This window comes from Bacillus tianshenii (assembly GCA_020524525.2).
Taxonomy (GTDB): domain Bacteria; phylum Bacillota; class Bacilli; order Bacillales; family Bacillaceae_N; genus Bacillus_AV.
In genome coordinates this window covers 147302-163584 of record CP129018.1, presented here as the reverse complement: position 1 = coordinate 163584, position 16283 = coordinate 147302, and the positions used below count along the sequence as shown (strand labels likewise).

Sequence of the window (16283 nt, the reverse complement as noted above, 5' to 3'; positions counted from 1 at the left end):
AGAAATCTCTCCACCCTCAAATATGTATGCAAAATTTATCGCCTATTATATCACATAATGACGAATTATTCGCACTTTTCGTCGAAATTTCTTTTGTGACTTAACGTGTAAAAAAGAAAAAGCATCCGTTCGTTCAAAACGAAGAGGGATGCTTTCTCCTTATTCTCCTTTAAAGACTGGCTTACGCTTTTCCAAAAACGCCTGAACACCTTCTTGATGGTCTGCCGTCTGTCGCATTTGTAATTGACCTTGTTTTTCAGCCGCTAATACCTCTGTTAACTCATCTTTCATCAGACTCGCGTAGAGAAGCTTTGTTTGAATCATCGCTTTTGTTGGTTTTGCAAGCCAGACTTCTGCCTGCTGTTTGGCTGCATCTAGAGCATTTTCTCCTATAGCATCTACTAATCCTTTTTCTTTCGCATCTTGTGCAGACATCTTAATACCTTGCCAAATAAGCTGCTTTGCTTCAACTGGATTTAAGCGCTGTTTCAAAAAGAAGTGTCCTGCACCATCTGGAATTAAGCTGATATCAATAAAATTCATCGCCAAAACCGCTTTTTCGGATGCAATAACTTCATCAGCCGCAAGAGCCAAGCTAAAACCAAGCCCAGCAGCAGGTCCATTTACTGCACTAATGACAAGCTTCGGTAATGTATAAAGCGTCGTTATGATCTCACTTATATTGCTCATAATGTCTTCAAAGCCACTGTTATCTGTATTACTTAGCATAGACTTTAAGTCGCCACCCGCACTAAAGCCTTTGCCACTTCCTGTTACAATCAGCACATCAATACTGCTATCTTTTACTTGATGTAATGTTTCCTTTAATTCTGCCAACATTGTTGTGTCCATTGCATTCAATGCATTTGGGCGATTCAACGTTAACAAGCCTACTCGTCCTTCTTCAACATACAAAACCGTCTTCTCACTCATATCTAACCCCTGCCTTCTTATGAATTGAATGATTTCTCTTTCGATAGCCATTTTTCATTGTGAGCCCCCAATTTTGGAGGATCCTCAACATCTGCTAAATTCAATCCCGCTCTTGTCGCAATGTAAAGCAACTGAGGATTCACCCGATGAATGAGCATTCGCTCAGTGCAATACAAAGAAGATGTCAGCTCACCAGGCTCTAATACTGGAGCCATACAGCAATCAACCTCTAAGCCAAATTCCGTCCACTCATCCATTGTTTTGCTGAGAAAGAACTGCTTGATTTCTTGATAGGCTGGATTCTCATCATTTGCTTTTGAAAACTGTTGTTCTTTCCAATCTTCTCGTTCTGCTGCATCACAGAAATTCTGCCAGAACTTAGGTTCCAATGCCGCAAGACTGATATATCTGTCGTCTTTTGCTTTGTAAAGACCGTAGCAAACAACACTGCCATCTAACAGTGATAACCCTGCTGTTTTTCCTGTGAGCTCTGCTTGTAATTCATGTGTATTCATAAATCCAATGACGGAATCAGCCAACGCAGCATCGAGGAAAGCGCCTTCATTTGTACGTTCTCTCTGTACAAGTGCTGCTAAAATCGCTTCACTTGCCGCAAGTCCACCTATGAAATCTGCAAAGGTCAATGTTGGATGCACCGGTGCCCCGCTTGTATCTTTTAATTGGGAAAGCATCCCTGATAATGCCATATAATTTAAGTCATGACTACCTAAATGAGCGAATTTACCACTTTGGCCATAGCCTGATAATGAACAATAAACGAGATTCGGATTTATATTCTTCACTTGCTCATAGCCAATTCCAAGCCTTGTCATCACACCTGGCCGGAAGCTTTCTACTAAAACATCAGCTTGTTTAATCAATGATTTTACTTGTGCAAGACCCTCATCTGACTTTAAATTAACTGAAACACTTTGCTTACTGCGATTATTTGCTTCAAATACAACCCCAACTTCTTCTTTCACACCGCCCACTGTTCGAGCCAAATCTCCTGTAAGCGGCTCTACCTTTACCACTTCTGCCCCTAAATCTGCAAGTCTCATCGTTGCGTAAGGACCAGGAATATAATGTGAAAAGTCTAATACCCGAATTCCTTTCAGCATCCTTCTCCCACACTCCCTTTTCATTTCACACACCTTCATAACTTCCCGATAAAACGACAAATTCCTGCTTTATATTAGAAAATTCACATTATTTAAAAATGAAAAATACCGTACCACTACCTGTGATACGGCATGTCTCTATGCGGCTTGTTCTTTATGAAGTTTGTTTCTTGAGTGAGGCAGCACAAGACTGATTAACACACCGACAACAAAACCAATGAGCGCTGGAACGACCCACCCAGCCCCTTCTTGATATAACGGCATCACCGAAAGAAAGCTATCCCAACTGTTGCTTAAAAATGTTTTATTGATCATTTCAAGTAAACTAAATAGTCCGGCAGCTAATACCGTGGTTATATAAGTGAATGGAAAACGTTTAATTGTGTTGTGTATTAATCCTAAAATAATTAACGCGATGGCCATCGGATAAATTGTACTTAATATCGGCACAGAGACAGAGAGAATTTGATTTAATCCTAGGTTAGATGTTAACACGCTTAGGCCACTAATAATGAATGCCCAGCCTTTATACGAAATAAAGGGAACCAATTTCCCAAAATATTGACTACAGGAAATCACAAGACCAATCGACACACATAAGCAAGCTAGCGTAAATAATAACCCGAGAATCATCACACCAGCTTGTCCGAATAATTGATTCATTAGGATTGTTAATACTTGCGCTCCGTTATCGACTGGAACTTCAATACCTCTTGACGCTCCTAAATAAGCTAACATTCCATAGATAACTGCTAACAGAATCCCGGCACCAACACCAGCCCCGACCATATATGTAGAAAGCTGCTTCTCATCATTCAACCCTTTCGAACGCAGCGCGTTGGCAATTACAATACCAAAAACAAGTGCAGCCAAAGCATCCATAGTTAAATAACCGTCCAATACACCTTGAAACAATGGATTCGTTATGTAAGAACCTGAAGGCGCGTTAAAGGAAGTGCTTGCGCCAAGCATGCTTTTGAAAAAGACAATTGCGATAAGTGACAATACAACTGGTGTTAACATTTTCCCAAAACGGTCTACAAGCTTAGAAGGTGTTAAACTAAACCAAAGAACAATTCCAAAGAAGACTAGTGTGTACAGAAATAAATAGAAGCTTTGATTCCCATTAGACAGAAAAGGTTTCATGCCCATTTCGTACGCAATTGTACTTGCACGAGGAATTGCCAAAGCCGGTCCAATTGAAATATAAATAATTAATGGGAATAGAAGTGCAAACATTGGATGAACACGGCTTGCCAAATTATGAAAGCTCTTCGCCTTCGCAACAGCCATTACTCCTAAAATCGGAAACCCTACAGCAGATGTAATAAAGCCCGCAAGAGACAGCCAAACATTCTCCCCTGCTGAATACCCTAAATAAGCTGGAAAGATTAAATTCCCTGCCCCAAAAAACATCGAAAACAGCATTAAGCTTACAAGAATAAGTGTTTTGTAAGATAGACGTTCTTGTTTCATTCCTCTTCTCCAATCTTTTTAAATTTTCACAGTGAAGCTTTACCGCATTAACGGAAATAATAGATAATAAAATGCATTATATCAACATAGCAATTATGCGTCTATGAATTTATATAAGTCTTAAAATTAAATATATTAAAAAAGTTCAATTAGATTATGTTTTGAGCAAATTACTCAATCATATACACATCTATGTTCACAAATTTGTAATAAAATTTAAAAAACATATTTCTTTTAAATAAAAGTTGTGTTAGATTATTAGAAACAGAATTATTAGAAAATTTAGTTTTCTAACTTGATTTCTCTTGTCTATCTTTGTAGAATAAAGGAGAAACAAATGAGTTTACTAACAGCTGGACATTTCAAACAAGAATTAATTAAACAGTATAACCATATTAACCTTAGGATGTTTGGCATCGGAGTTAAGCGTCAAAAGGTTGATATTGTTGGGGACAAAGTGATGATCCTTGCTGAACATAAGAGAATTCCTTCTCTCAAATATTTGGACAAGGAACACCGCTTAATTACCCGTCTTACTGATATTACAATTATTGATGCATTCAAGAAGCAACTGAAAGAAACACTGGAAGAAACTTATCATATGAAAGTGCTTGCTATTTTGAAAGATTATGACCCGGAAACGGAGTATTCCATTACGGTCGTTATTTTGGACAAGCAAGCAGATCAATATTTATCTGGGGTAGACAATTAAATACATGATTGACTGGTCGAAAGAACTCCAGAATGAGAGTGCTAAACAACCGTCAGTACAAGCTTTGCAGCGTAGTCTGCATCTTTTGTGCTGGCGGTTTTTATTTTATAAGGAGGAGATTTAAATGCAAAAAATTTCTGATGTTCTGCATGCATTAGATGTAATTACAGGTGGGAGGGTTGTCAAATCATTAGATGAGATTACGTCGGGGAAACACCCTTTTGTCATGATGAAATCTTCAAATATCATCGGAAAAGAAGTCATTGAAATTCCTGGATTGATTTATGGAGATACAAAGAAAGATGTTAACAAGCTTGCTGTTACAATGACGCTTACAGAAAATGTTATCGAGCTCGCAGGTGCAACAGGTGTTGATGCAATTGTTGCCCATCATCCTATTGCTGAAGCAGCAAATTCAGGAGGGGTCCCTTTAAAAAACTATTTAGACTTATATAATCTCGCTGTCTTTGAATTACACGAAGCTTTTCACGGTTTACATCCAGGTATTCCATTGCTACATGGACACCTTCCTCATAAAGTAGATATAGCTTATGGCGGTTTACATGGCAATATTTTATTTGCCGGAAAGACAATTGAAGGCATTCATACTCTTGGGGACATGCTAAATCGAATTAACACTTTAATGGGAGCTTCACAAGATGAAGAGCTTTTGAAGGTTGAACAAGAAATTCGAAATAATGCTTCGTTGAAAGAAACTACAATTGAAACAAGAGGACGTATTTTTGTTGGGAAAGAAACCAGTCCTGTTGAACATATATTGCATATCTTTCCCCATACAGGTTTCTCACCGGAACATTTACGTCAAGCAGTTAAAGAACACCCTGAAGCTGATACAGTCCTCGCATCAATAAGCCGTGTATATAAGGACCATGAATTAGTGAAAACAGCTGCAGAACTAGGTTTGAATTTCATCGTTGGCAACTGTCATGTTCTAGAAATATTTGAAAATGGGCTTCCTCTCGCTTATGCGCTGGATACACTTTTACCTGAAGTTGAGGTTGTTGTATTTCGCGAACGTGTAACCAGTATGCCTGTTACTGAGATGGGGACATCAGCGATGCAAGAATATGCACGCGATATGGCTTCAAATCACCTTTTGAATAAAAAAATGGTTAACATTTAAGAAGGGAGCGATTTACATTGAATGAAGCTAAAGCAAATGTAAAAACAGAGCAGATTGAAAATATCCAAATCCCACATAAGAAAAAACCTTGGACCAAAATAGAAATATTTGGACTGGTGTTAGTTGTTGCGTCAATTCTAACATTGTTAATATCGCCAACCACATTGTCTGGATTATTTAATTCAGTCATTGATAAAGTATTTCCGGTAATTGTAGATGTCTTCCTTACAGGACAAGTAGGTATCGCCATCATTGTAAGTGTCATCATCGGACGAAGCTTGGAGCGTCTTGGCTTTACAGATGCATTAGTAAGGGTGTTTGTACCCATCACTAAAATGATGAAAATTAACTCAACCGTCATAATTCCAAGCATCTATAACATATTAGGAGATATTAATGCAGCAGGAAAAATAGCTGGCCCGATATTAGTACGAGCTAAAGCAACAAAGGCTGAACAGAAAATTGCTATTGCCACCATGGTTCAATCTCAACAATCTTTTTCAACCTTTATGCTCGGCCTTGTTGCCCTTACTACCGTTGGGGCGAATGCATTTATCGTCGTAATGATTGCCGTATTTTCACCCCTCTTCATTGTACCATTTATTCTTTCGAAAACCATTTATCGTGATGTGAAGCCTGTAGATTTCAAGGCACTCCCAACCTTTACACCAAGTACACGTCCATTGCCGACATTATTTAATGCGGCGAGAGAAGGAGCCGAGTTACTCTTTCTTCTCATCATTCCCGCTGTGGCAGCGATTTTTACGATTATTGGAATACTCGAATTTGCTGGAGTATGGAGTTATATCGAATCTGGACTTTCTTCAGCTCTCTTTGCGCTAGGGATTGATCCGAAAACAGGGATATTATCGATTCTTGCAAGTCCTACACTTGCTATGGGAACGCTTGCAGAAACAGCTGCCGAAATCGACCCTCGTCTCGTTGTTGGTTCCTTTGTTCTAGCTTCATCAGGACTACCAGCTTCTTCTGTGTTCGGTCAAATACCAGTTATTTGGGCAAATTACTCTGACTTAAATGAAAAAGAAGCAATGGGGGCTGCTGTATTAGGCATTTGCATGCGTATTGTTACTGCATTTCTCATTGTTTATCTCCTTACACCTATTTTACTTTAAACTGTCACATATATTTGATTTGAATCATTCCACTGAACATACTTACAATCAAGCCACGTTTGCCATTTCTTTTTATTCCAGTAACCAATTACAACAAAGTGATTCAGCAACTCGATAAAATGTATGCTCGGAAAAGTCACTTTTATCCCTAATGTATTGATTTGGTGGTTAGATACAGAAGTGCTTACACAAGGTGAACAGCTTTGCATCAGGGAAGAAAATGTTTTGTTGTTTGAGTAGCTTATTCTTCCTGTAGCTGCAACAATGCGATTTGGCAAAATCATTTCTGAAGCATGATAAATGTCTTTTCCACATGAACTGCGTATTTCTTTTCCATTAATCACCATAACCATCTTAAAACAATCTCCAAGTGTCACTGACACAGTTTGCTTGCACATTAATTCGAAGCCAAGTTTATTCAACTAAACCTTCCTCCCTCTATAAAAAATATGCAAACTACAAAACGACAATACGCGTACAAAAGCTGCCTCCTAAAAGTAAGCGGGGCAGCTTTTTGTATTAATAAAGTTCATTTAATTTTTCCAGTTTTTTATTTGTATACTCAATAAATTTTTCATTATAAACTTTTGGTTCTTTTGGATTTGCAAAGCGGGTAATTTTACGTGTATCTGGATGGACGAATTTGCTGGCTGCGCCACACCCTAGTCCTAGAATCGTTTGCTGTTCTTCCATAATAAGAATGTTATAAAGGCTCTCTTGGCCTGGAAGTGCATAGCCGACATTTTCTAAATTTCCAAGGATGTTCTTCTGCCGATACAAGTAATATGGATCGTAGCCTTTGTCAACTGTCCATTCTGATGCCAGCTTCATCATTTCTTGAATTTCATCACTGTCTGCCACCTTATACTTCTCTTTATTTCTTGTCATTTCAGAAGCTCGTTTAAAAGAAAGGGTATGAACAGTTAAAGATTCCGGCATAAGCTTTTCTGTTTCAATTAGAGTATGTTCTAGTTCCTTCACACCTTCACCTGGAAGACCAATAATTAAGTCCATGTTAATATTATTCATCCCCATTTCACGAGCAAGGTGGAACTTTTCAATTGTTTCCTCAACCGTATGATGGCGTCCGATTGCTTTAAGTGTTTCTTGAATATAGCTTTGTGGGTTAATGCTGATTCGATCAATGTTCCACTTATTCAACACCTGTAATTTTTCAGGTGTGATCGTATCAGGACGGCCTGCTTCAACTGTCACTTCCCTAACTCGGTCCATGCTTGGAAATGAGCGATACATCGTGTCATACAAACGGTCCATCTCTTCTGCTGTAATACTTGTCGGAGTACCGCCGCCAAAATATACAGTTGTAATGTTCACATTATTTTCTTTCAGCCAGCGACCTGTTTCCTCTATTTCATAATGTAATCCACCAAGGAAACCATCGACAGAGCCTTGACGACCATTTATCGCATACGCCGGAAACGTACAATAAGCGCATTTCGTCGGACAGAATGGAATACCGATATAAATGCTCACCTCATTGGCAACTTCATATAAGTCAGGCATTACGGTCAACTGACGGTCAACAATTTTCTCCATTAATGAAATTTTTTCATCACTAATAAGAAAACGTTCCTTTAGTTGTTCCTGTGTTTCTTCTCTAGGCATTTTCTGCAAATAACGATGATAGAGCTTTGTGGGACGAATACCTGTCAAGGTACCCCACGGCTGTTTAACACCTGTGAGCTTTTGCAGCAACGTTAAGGTAATATGGTTAACCACGTGTTTTAAAACTTTTCGATTTTCTAAATCATCTATATCATCATTTACAAGTTTAGGGTATTCACTCGTATAAACGACATCATTTTTTTGGTCTGTTAATATGCCTGAAACCTTTGCTTGGTCCTTCCCTTCCGAAGTAAAAGCAATTGTTAAATCAGGCTTCTCCATTACTCCAAACATAATTTCCGGCTTTTCATAAAATAAATTAGAAATTGTTTCGATTGTATGAGTATATATTTGTTCTTCTAAGCCAGTTATCATGATTTTCATTTTCTTTTCACCTGCTTTTTTCTGTCAAATTGCTTCTACAGTTTAACGGAAAAGAAAACAAGACGTCAATATTGTTTAAAGCACAAAAAAGCCGCGGCACATACTTTCTCGCCACAGCCTTCAATAAGGAGATTTCGTCCTTTTTTATCGTTTTAAATTTTTCTTTACCACTTTTACGTTCATTTGCTTTCGGAAGTTTTCTCTTACCATATAAGATAAGCCATTTTGATCATTGTTGCGTGTAATCCAATCAGCAGCATACTTTACTTCCTCAGGCGCATTTCCCATTGCAACCCCGAGGCCAGCTGCTGTAATCATTGGAATGTCATCAAGCCCATCACCAATAACAACCATTTCATTCAGTCCAATTCCTAATTGCTCCCCAAGTAATTGAAGACCATTCAGTTTCGTTGCTTTTGGATTCGTAAGCTCCATTTTAGAATGATTAACCTTCGTTATTCTTACTTCTGGAAACGTCTCATGCAAAATGTGCTCAACTTCTTCCATATCTTCTGTCTCTGTAAAATGAAGCTCAATTTTTGGAGCTGCAACTGGATTATCACGTAAATGATCACCGAGTGATTCAACAAATTGTAATGGATAAAATAACGGATCACCTGAACCGAGCACTGCCTTCGCAATTAAGTTATTCTTTTGTTTAATACGGTTTCCTACTGAATAACGTTCGTGAAGAAGACGAATATGACAGGAGAAATTCTCAAGCACTTGCACTAAATCAAATGTCTGTTCTTCTGTTAAACGCTGTTCATACGAAAGCTGCTCAAGTGATGAACCAATAATTGCACCACTGTGAGTGATAAGCACATTATCAAGCTTTAATGCTTTTGCAACCTTTTTTGCAGATGGAAAATTTCGATTTGTTACAAGTGTTACATATACACCTTTTGCCTTCACATATTCAATCGCATCTTTTGCAACGCGAGATAATCGACCATTTGACTTTAGAAGTGTTCCATCAATATTAACGGCAAGCAAGCGATATACCATGTTGTATCCTCCTCATAGACAAACTTTGCAGCCTTTAATTTCAAAATATGAGGAGATAAAAGTAAATAGAACCAAGCTTCAAGATTTATACAAAGAAAACTCCCCATTCTAAAGAACGAGGAGTTTTTCAATTCAATTATTGTTGGTTTTCATCAGGTGTGCCGTACATTTCTTCAAGCGGCTTCATGATGATTTTATTTAAATCATTCACAACCATGCTCATGCGTTGTTCCATTTCCATTAATTTAGAAATTTTCTCGTGTTGTTGAACGAGCTGTACAGATTGCTGTGCTTTCTGTACCTCTTCTTCTGTAATTTGCTCACCTTGCATTTGCTTACGTTGAAGCTCTAATTGTAGGTCACGGAAGTTTTCAAACATTTTGCGAGATGACTCGTCGTTGTTCACCTCTTCATAAACTTGCTTTAACTGTTTGAAATCTTCGCTTTCTCGGATGGCTTTTTCCAAATCGTATGCCACATCGTATAAATTTGCCATGCCTTATCACCCTTCTAAATCTATTTCTCTCACCATACTTTTAACCGATGAAAGATTCATTCCTTCCCCACTATAACAAATCCAGCAAAAACTTTCAGTATAAACGCACATTTCATCGAATAAGAAGGACAATTATCCCTTGAACAACCCCAATTAACCCTCCAAGAAGTGCTCCTAAATATGTGATCATCTTAAATTCACGCCTAGAAATGGAAAGAACCATTTCTTCAAGGCGGTCAACGGAAAATGTCTCAACTTGGTGTTGAACGATTTGAGCAATATGCAGACGTTCCATCATCAATTCAATCCGTTCTGCAATAAACTCTCCGCCCATTTCAATCGCCCTTGGCACCACGTCTTCAAGAATCCGCTGCTCATAAGGTGCGGTATATTCATTCAATGGACGATTGAACCAATCGCGAACAGGAAGGTGTTTTCTTGCTTGTTCTTTAAGAAATCGTTTTGCTCGCTCAGGACCAATCCATGTTTCTATTTTTGCAACATGCCACTCCTGTACTTTTTCCCATTCTGATGAAAGCAATGCAACCAACGTATCTTTCGTACCTTCATGCTTAAGAAATTTCACAACCTCTGGCTGTGCTTTTCTCGTCAATGTATCATTATCGACAAACATTGCGAGCATATTCCCGAGCTTACCTTGATTTTCAAGAAATGCTTCAATCATTTCCCGTAATTTATCGTACCCTTCATCACTTTCAAAATAAGTAATTGCTTTATTTAAAATATAATCTGAAACAATCGGAATTTTCCCTTGTGCTCTTTGGATAATATCAGCGGGTAACACCTCTTGCAACGTTTGTTCACGCAGCTGCTTCATCGCTTTTTCATAACGCGAGTCAATAAAGAGCTCAATTTTTTGTTCTGCTTTTTCTGACAGGCTGTCAGCACCAAATCGTTCAGCCCATTCGACCACTGTTTTTTCACTTCTTAACAAGCGCATTACTTCATTTTGCGCCCAGCCAACCATGTCTTTACGGAATGCATTATCATGAAATTTCCGTCGGATACTTTCAGGTGTTAGTAAATGTTCGACAACCATTTTTCCGAGTTGAACAGCAAGTTCTTCTCTCCGCTTCGGAATTAGTCCAGGTGTGAAAGGAAGTCGTTTCTTCCCTATATAGATTGGACGGTATGGTCGGAACAACATTTTAATAGCAAGTGAATTTGTTAATCCCCCTATTGCCGCCCCAATAATCGCCATAATAGCAATTAGTACAAAAAGCTCCATTTCCATCTACCTTCCATTGCAATATATTCTTACTTATCATATCAATATTTTTAGTGAACGTCATCATTTGCCACTTTGATAAAAGATAAAAAATAGCGTTTATGTTAAATTATAAGAAGAATATGACTTACCAATACATGAGGAGGATATAAACTTGATCTCACATTTTCAATATAAAGAACGCAGCAAAGGTCTTGCTGGCTGGAGCTTTTCTTTCTTTTACCAGGGCACACGCTACAGTGGCATTTATCATCGTGATGGTAGAATCGAATGGCATCAGCCTGCTCCAGGTGAAAAAGATATCGAAAAACTCCGCTCGCAATTACATGAATTAATGCTCTTTCACGTCTACGAGTAATTTTTTCAACCTATAATTTCAATAAAAAAAAGTCATCCTAATAACAAGGAGGGATGACGATGGAAAAGGGACGTAAAGATTTAGACTATGAAGGACGACGTGAAGCATATTTAGATGTTGACCGTATGCTAAATGAAGGCCTTGCAGGCGGTACTGTCGTAGACCGCTATCCATACGCCCAAATCGAAGAAGCAGTTGATCTAACAGAAGAAGAACCTCCGCATAAATAAGAAAAATGGCTTCGCTCTATAGCGAAGCCATCAGGCTGTCGAGAAAGTCTCGACAGCCTGTTTTTTTACCTTATTACCGCGTTAATTTGTTATAATAGATGTAAATGAAGATACAGGCGGTGATAAGGTTGTTTCATACAAATAAAGACCGACAATACGAAATGGAGTTTGTACATATTGAAGAGCTAGTCCCAGAAGACCATCTCTTACGAAAAATTGATAAATATATTGATTTCTCCTTTATCCTTGAAAAAGTTCGTCCTTATTATTGCGAAGATAATGGGCGTCCCTCTCTCGATCCTCTCGTTCTTTTCAAAATGATGTTTATCGGCTATTTTTATGGTATTCGTTCCGAACGTCAGCTTGAACGTGAAATTCAGACAAATGTCGCTTACCGATGGTTTTTAGGGCTTCATCTAAATGATAAGGTTCCTCACCATTCAACGATTAGTTGGAATCGGCGTACACGATTCAAAGGCACAACGGTTTTTCAAGACATTTTTGATGAAATCGTTCATCAAGCGATGAGTCATCGTATGGTCGGTGGTCGAGTGCTGTTTACGGATTCGACTCATTTGAAGGCAAATGCCAACCGACACCAATTTACACGGGAAGAAGTAGAAGAAGAAACACGGGATTATATTGATGAACTTAACAAAGCTGTGGAAGAGGATCGGATCCAGAATGGAAAAAAGCCCCTTAAACCGAAAGAGGAGGTGAAAGAAACAAAAACGATCCGCGTTAGTAAGACGGATCCTGAGAGTGGTTACCTATACCGTGAGAATAAGCCAGAAGGGTTCTTTTATTTAGATCATAGAACGACTGACCTGAAATATAATGTGATTACCGATGTTCATGTCACTCCAGGCAACCTTCACGATTCTGTTCCTTATTTGAATCGGTTAGACCTACAGGTTGAAAAGTTTGGCTTTGATTTAGAAGGTGTGGGACTGGACGCTGGTTACTTAACAATGCCGATTTGTAAGGGGTTAACTGACCGTAACATTTTTGGAGTCATTGCTCATCGTCGGTACAGTTCGACGAAAGGACTTATGCCAAAGTGGAAATTTAAATTTGATGAAGAACGAAATGTTTATGTATGTCCACAGGAGAAACGTTAACCTATCGCACCACTACAAGAGAAGGGTACCGCGAATACAAATCCGATCCAAAAAGTGTGAAGAGTGTTCATTACTTGAAAGCTGTACACGGTCTAAAAATCATCAAAAGGTTCTCACCCGACACATGTGGGAGGACCGAAAAGAACAAATCCGACGAAATCGCTTATCCAAAGAAGGAAAAGTGATTACACAAAAAAGAAGAGAAACCGTTGAGCGAAGCTTCGCAGATTCAAAAGAACTGCATGGGCTTCGCTATTGCAGGTTGAGGGGATTGGAAAATGTAAAAGAGCAGGCATTACTTACAGCTGCCTGCCAGAACATGAAAAAGATTGCCCTTCACCTATCCAGACAGAATGGATAGGTGAAGGGGAGTATTTTTCTTTCAAATCCTCACTTCTATAGAGTAAAAATCATCCTATTTTAAAAAGTCATGAAAAAAGCTTGTAGAAAAACACAGGGTTTCTCTACAAGCTGATGGCTTCGCTCTATAGCGAAGCCATTTCATTTAGCGACTCTTTACAATCATTTGTACTGCTTCATTAATTACATCTTCAGCGCTTTCACCTTTATCAGCTTGAGTGCGGATACAGGATTCAAGGTTTTTCGCCACAATGTAACCAATTGCCCTGTCAATCGCTGACCGCGCTGCTGAAAGTTGAGTAATAACGTCTTTACAATCTTTATCTTCTTCCATCATTCGCAGCACACCACGAACTTGTCCTTCTATTCGCTTAAGACGATTCTTCATATCTTGAGGATATTCCATTTCGATACACCCTTTCTAACTCTTTTATTAAGCGTAACCTATATTTCATCTATGTGAAAGCTTGGATATCGACACATCCCATACAACGGGCATTCCATATACCCGTGTACGTACTTTCATTATAACGCATTTCAACAAATATTTAAAACAAAATTCCTATGTTTTTTTGTACAATCCGTTTATAGTAATAAACTTCCCTGAAAATTGCTTCATTCTTTCCTCCTGAGGGCTTTCAAAAATAACTCAGGGTTATAAATCCATCTTTTCTTACTATTTTACTTGGTATTATGGATATTAGCATGTAATTATAAGAACGTCAATTATTTTTCTTCTCTAATAAGCATCACCTTTTGATTGTTGCACGGCTCACAATAAAAAAGGTGAGGGCATTTTTCTTCACTAAGATCATTAGGAATACCATCAACCATTTTCATCATATCAATTGGCAAATAGGCACTATAATCATCAAATAAATCCATGACTCTTCCACGATCCTGCATTTCTTGCTTACAGGACGAACAATGAAAGTGCATTTCTCGAAGTTGGTTACAGATCGGGCATAAAGACACTGTTTTACACTCCTTTTATGTTGTCTTCTTTTCATTTTTCCGTAACCAATCTTAAGCTATACAAACACCAATCATTATACCCATAAATTAACAACATAACTTTATAAAATAGAGGCATGATAGTTAATGACACAGCAACATTCCATTGGGGCAAAGCCAAGAAGGCAAGCGGAGCTTCCGCTTCACTGGTGCAATTCCAGTTGACCCAACCAAATTAAAAAACCTTCAACAAAGGAGTGGAAAGATATGCAAAATCAATCAAACCGCAACAACACTAACGAATTAGTAGTACCTGGTGTACAACAAGCGATTGACCAAATGAAATATGAAATCGCTCAAGAATTTGGCGTACAACTTGGTCCTGATGCAACTTCTCGTGCTAACGGTTCAGTTGGAGGAGAAATTACAAAGCGCCTTGTTCAAATGGCTGAGCAACAAATGAACGGTTACCAACAACAATAATTAAATATCATGGATACAAAACCCCAAGCATTCTGCTTGGGGTTTTCAAAAGCTTTTATTATTCTTTTGGTCCAACCATTTTTGATGGGTCAACTATTTCTTCAAACTGCTCTTCTGTTAAATAACCCGTTTTCAATGTTGCTTCTTTTAAGGTTAAATTTTCTTTGTGTGCAAGCTTTGCAATCTCCGCTGCTTTTTCATAGCCAATATGTGGGTTCAGTGCAGTGACAAGCATTAAAGAATCCCGTAAGTATTGGTCAATCTTTTCTTGATTTGGCTCAATTCCAATTACACAACGGTCATGGAAAGAAACAATTGAATCGGTTAAGAGACGCACAGATTGCAGGAAGTTGTAAATAATTACTGGTTTAAAGACGTTTAATTCAAAATTCCCTTGACTTGCTCCAATACCGATTGCAGCATCATTCCCCATTACTTGGGTTGCTACCATCGTAGCAGCTTCACTTTGTGTAGGATTCACCTTCCCTGGCATAATTGAGCTCCCTGGCTCATTAGCTGGAATGTTGATTTCTCCAATCCCACACCTCGGTCCACTTGCAAGCCAGCGAACATCATTAGCAATTTTCATAAAGTCTGCTGCCAGCGCCTTAAGTGCACCATGAACATGAACAATTTCATCATGACTTGTCAATGCATGAAATTTATTTGGTGCAGAAATAAAATTTGTTTTCGTAAACTTACTAATTTCACGCGCAGTAATTGCTCCAAATTGAGGATGAGCATTCAATCCAGTGCCAACTGCAGTTCCTCCAATTGCAAGTTCACGCATCATTTCCAAGCTGTTTTTAATCATTGTTTCACTTTTTTCAAGCATACGCGACCAACCACTCATTTCTTGTCCAAGTGTAAGTGGTGTTGCATCTTGAAGGTGTGTACGGCCAGTCTTAATGATATCGCTATATTCATCGCTTTTCTTGTCAATAGTCTGGCGTAGCTTCGTAATAGTAGGCAACAGATGATTCTCTACAGCCATTACGCCAGCAATATGCATTGCTGTAGGAAAGGTATCGTTTGAACTTTGCGAACGATTGATATCATCATTCGGATGTAGACGTGTTTTACTTCCTTTTTCCTCAAGAATTTGATTCCCTCTGCGGGCAATCACTTCATTCACGTTCATATTTGTTTGTGTCCCGCTACCTGTTTGCCACACACGAAGTGGAAAATGGTCATCCCATTTCCCTTCAATAACCTCATCAGCTGCAGCCACAATAGCGTCTGCTTTTTCTTTTTCAATCTTATCAAGCTGCTCATTAGCAAGCGCAGCACTTTTCTTTAACACTGCCATTGCTCGAATAACTTCTAATGGCATTGTCTCTTGCCCGATGTTAAAGTTTTCACTACTTCTTTGTGTCTGCGCTCCCCATAATTTATCTGCAGGAACTTTAATTTCACCAATCGTATCTTTCTCAACCCGATAATCCATCATCCATCCTCCTTCATTCGCACATACTCCTACATATGTCTTTTCCGA

General features: G+C 38.6%; 17 protein-coding genes and 1 pseudogene. 7 read left to right on the top strand and 11 right to left on the bottom strand.

Annotated features, from left to right (window positions below; genetic code table 11):
- Nucleotides 1-159: 159 nt before the first annotated feature.
- The 3 genes from LC040_00740 to brnQ form a co-directional block, all read right to left on the bottom strand.
- Nucleotides 160-984 (bottom strand): enoyl-CoA hydratase, encoded by an 825-nt coding sequence (locus tag LC040_00740; protein WLR51464.1) that lies wholly within the window; start codon nt 982-984, stop codon nt 160-162.
- Complete coding sequence (locus tag LC040_00735; protein ID WLR51463.1) at nt 951-2054, bottom strand: CoA transferase; 1104 nt, start codon at nt 2052-2054, stop codon at nt 951-953. Before LC040_00735 ends, LC040_00740 begins: the two co-directional genes overlap by 34 nt.
- Before the next feature lie 138 nt (nt 2055-2192).
- Nucleotides 2193-3530 carry a branched-chain amino acid transport system II carrier protein gene (gene brnQ / locus LC040_00730; GenBank protein WLR51462.1) on the bottom strand — a complete coding sequence of 446 codons (1338 nt, stop codon included), beginning with the start codon at nt 3528-3530 and terminating at the stop codon, nt 2193-2195.
- Nucleotides 3531-3867: 337 nt separating this feature from the next.
- Here brnQ and LC040_00725 point away from each other — a divergent pair, with 337 nt between their 5' ends.
- From LC040_00725 to LC040_00715, 3 genes are all read left to right on the top strand, one after another.
- The gene (locus LC040_00725; GenBank protein ID WLR51461.1) at nt 3868-4242 is read left to right on the top strand and encodes a Na-translocating system protein MpsC family protein; all 375 of its coding nucleotides are present in this window, start codon (nt 3868-3870) and stop codon (nt 4240-4242) included.
- 124 nt (nt 4243-4366) lie between these two features.
- On the top strand, nt 4367-5386 hold the full coding sequence (locus LC040_00720; protein WLR51460.1) for a Nif3-like dinuclear metal center hexameric protein: 1020 nt from the start codon (nt 4367-4369) through the stop codon (nt 5384-5386).
- A gap of 17 nt (nt 5387-5403) precedes the next feature.
- The gene (locus LC040_00715) at nt 5404-6519 is read left to right on the top strand and encodes a hypothetical protein (protein WLR51459.1); all 1116 of its coding nucleotides are present in this window, start codon (nt 5404-5406) and stop codon (nt 6517-6519) included.
- Here the strand turns inward: LC040_00715 and LC040_00710 are convergent.
- The 5 genes from LC040_00710 to LC040_00690 form a co-directional block, all read right to left on the bottom strand.
- A complete protein-coding gene (locus LC040_00710; GenBank protein WLR51458.1) occupies nt 6516-6941 on the bottom strand; it encodes a hypothetical protein in 426 nt (141 codons plus the stop codon). The two genes, LC040_00715 and LC040_00710, sit on opposite strands and share 4 nt — an antisense overlap.
- A gap of 97 nt (nt 6942-7038) precedes the next feature.
- Nucleotides 7039-8529 (bottom strand): coproporphyrinogen III oxidase, encoded by a 1491-nt coding sequence (locus LC040_00705; GenBank protein WLR51457.1) that lies wholly within the window; start codon nt 8527-8529, stop codon nt 7039-7041.
- A 144-nt stretch (nt 8530-8673) separates the two neighbouring features.
- Nucleotides 8674-9537 (bottom strand): Cof-type HAD-IIB family hydrolase, encoded by an 864-nt coding sequence (locus tag LC040_00700; GenBank protein WLR51456.1) that lies wholly within the window; start codon nt 9535-9537, stop codon nt 8674-8676.
- A gap of 136 nt (nt 9538-9673) precedes the next feature.
- Nucleotides 9674-10033 (bottom strand): YlbF family regulator, encoded by a 360-nt coding sequence (locus LC040_00695; protein WLR51455.1) that lies wholly within the window; start codon nt 10031-10033, stop codon nt 9674-9676.
- Between the two features lie 112 nt (nt 10034-10145).
- A complete protein-coding gene (locus LC040_00690) occupies nt 10146-11282 on the bottom strand; it encodes a DUF445 family protein (protein ID WLR51454.1) in 1137 nt (378 codons plus the stop codon).
- Nucleotides 11283-11436: 154 nt separating this feature from the next.
- On the opposite strand from LC040_00690, the gene LC040_00685 reads away from it, so the two are divergent.
- The 3 genes and pseudogenes from LC040_00685 to LC040_00675 all read left to right on the top strand — a co-directional run bounded on the left by LC040_00685 (nt 11437) and on the right by LC040_00675 (nt 13352).
- Entirely contained in the window at nt 11437-11640 is a 204-nt protein-coding gene (locus tag LC040_00685; protein ID WLR51453.1) for a DUF5342 family protein, read from the top strand.
- Between the two features lie 59 nt (nt 11641-11699).
- Nucleotides 11700-11870 (top strand): hypothetical protein, encoded by a 171-nt coding sequence (locus tag LC040_00680; protein ID WLR51452.1) that lies wholly within the window; start codon nt 11700-11702, stop codon nt 11868-11870.
- 161 nt (nt 11871-12031) lie between these two features.
- A pseudogene (locus LC040_00675) lies at nt 12032-13352 on the top strand (IS1182 family transposase).
- A gap of 144 nt (nt 13353-13496) precedes the next feature.
- Here LC040_00675 and LC040_00670 read toward each other — a convergent pair.
- Both LC040_00670 and LC040_00665 read right to left on the bottom strand, forming a co-directional pair.
- A complete protein-coding gene (locus tag LC040_00670) occupies nt 13497-13757 on the bottom strand; it encodes a metal-sensitive transcriptional regulator (GenBank protein WLR51451.1) in 261 nt (86 codons plus the stop codon).
- Between the two features lie 320 nt (nt 13758-14077).
- Complete coding sequence (locus LC040_00665) at nt 14078-14326, bottom strand: hypothetical protein (protein ID WLR51450.1); 249 nt, start codon at nt 14324-14326, stop codon at nt 14078-14080.
- A 246-nt stretch (nt 14327-14572) separates the two neighbouring features.
- Between LC040_00665 and LC040_00660 the strand changes: the two genes are divergently transcribed.
- The gene (locus LC040_00660) at nt 14573-14788 is read left to right on the top strand and encodes an alpha/beta-type small acid-soluble spore protein (GenBank protein ID WLR51449.1); all 216 of its coding nucleotides are present in this window, start codon (nt 14573-14575) and stop codon (nt 14786-14788) included.
- A 58-nt stretch (nt 14789-14846) separates the two neighbouring features.
- Here the strand turns inward: LC040_00660 and fumC are convergent, their stop codons facing one another.
- Nucleotides 14847-16235 (bottom strand): class II fumarate hydratase, encoded by a 1389-nt coding sequence (gene fumC, locus LC040_00655; GenBank protein ID WLR53158.1) that lies wholly within the window; start codon nt 16233-16235, stop codon nt 14847-14849.
- Nucleotides 16236-16283 lie beyond the last annotated feature (48 nt).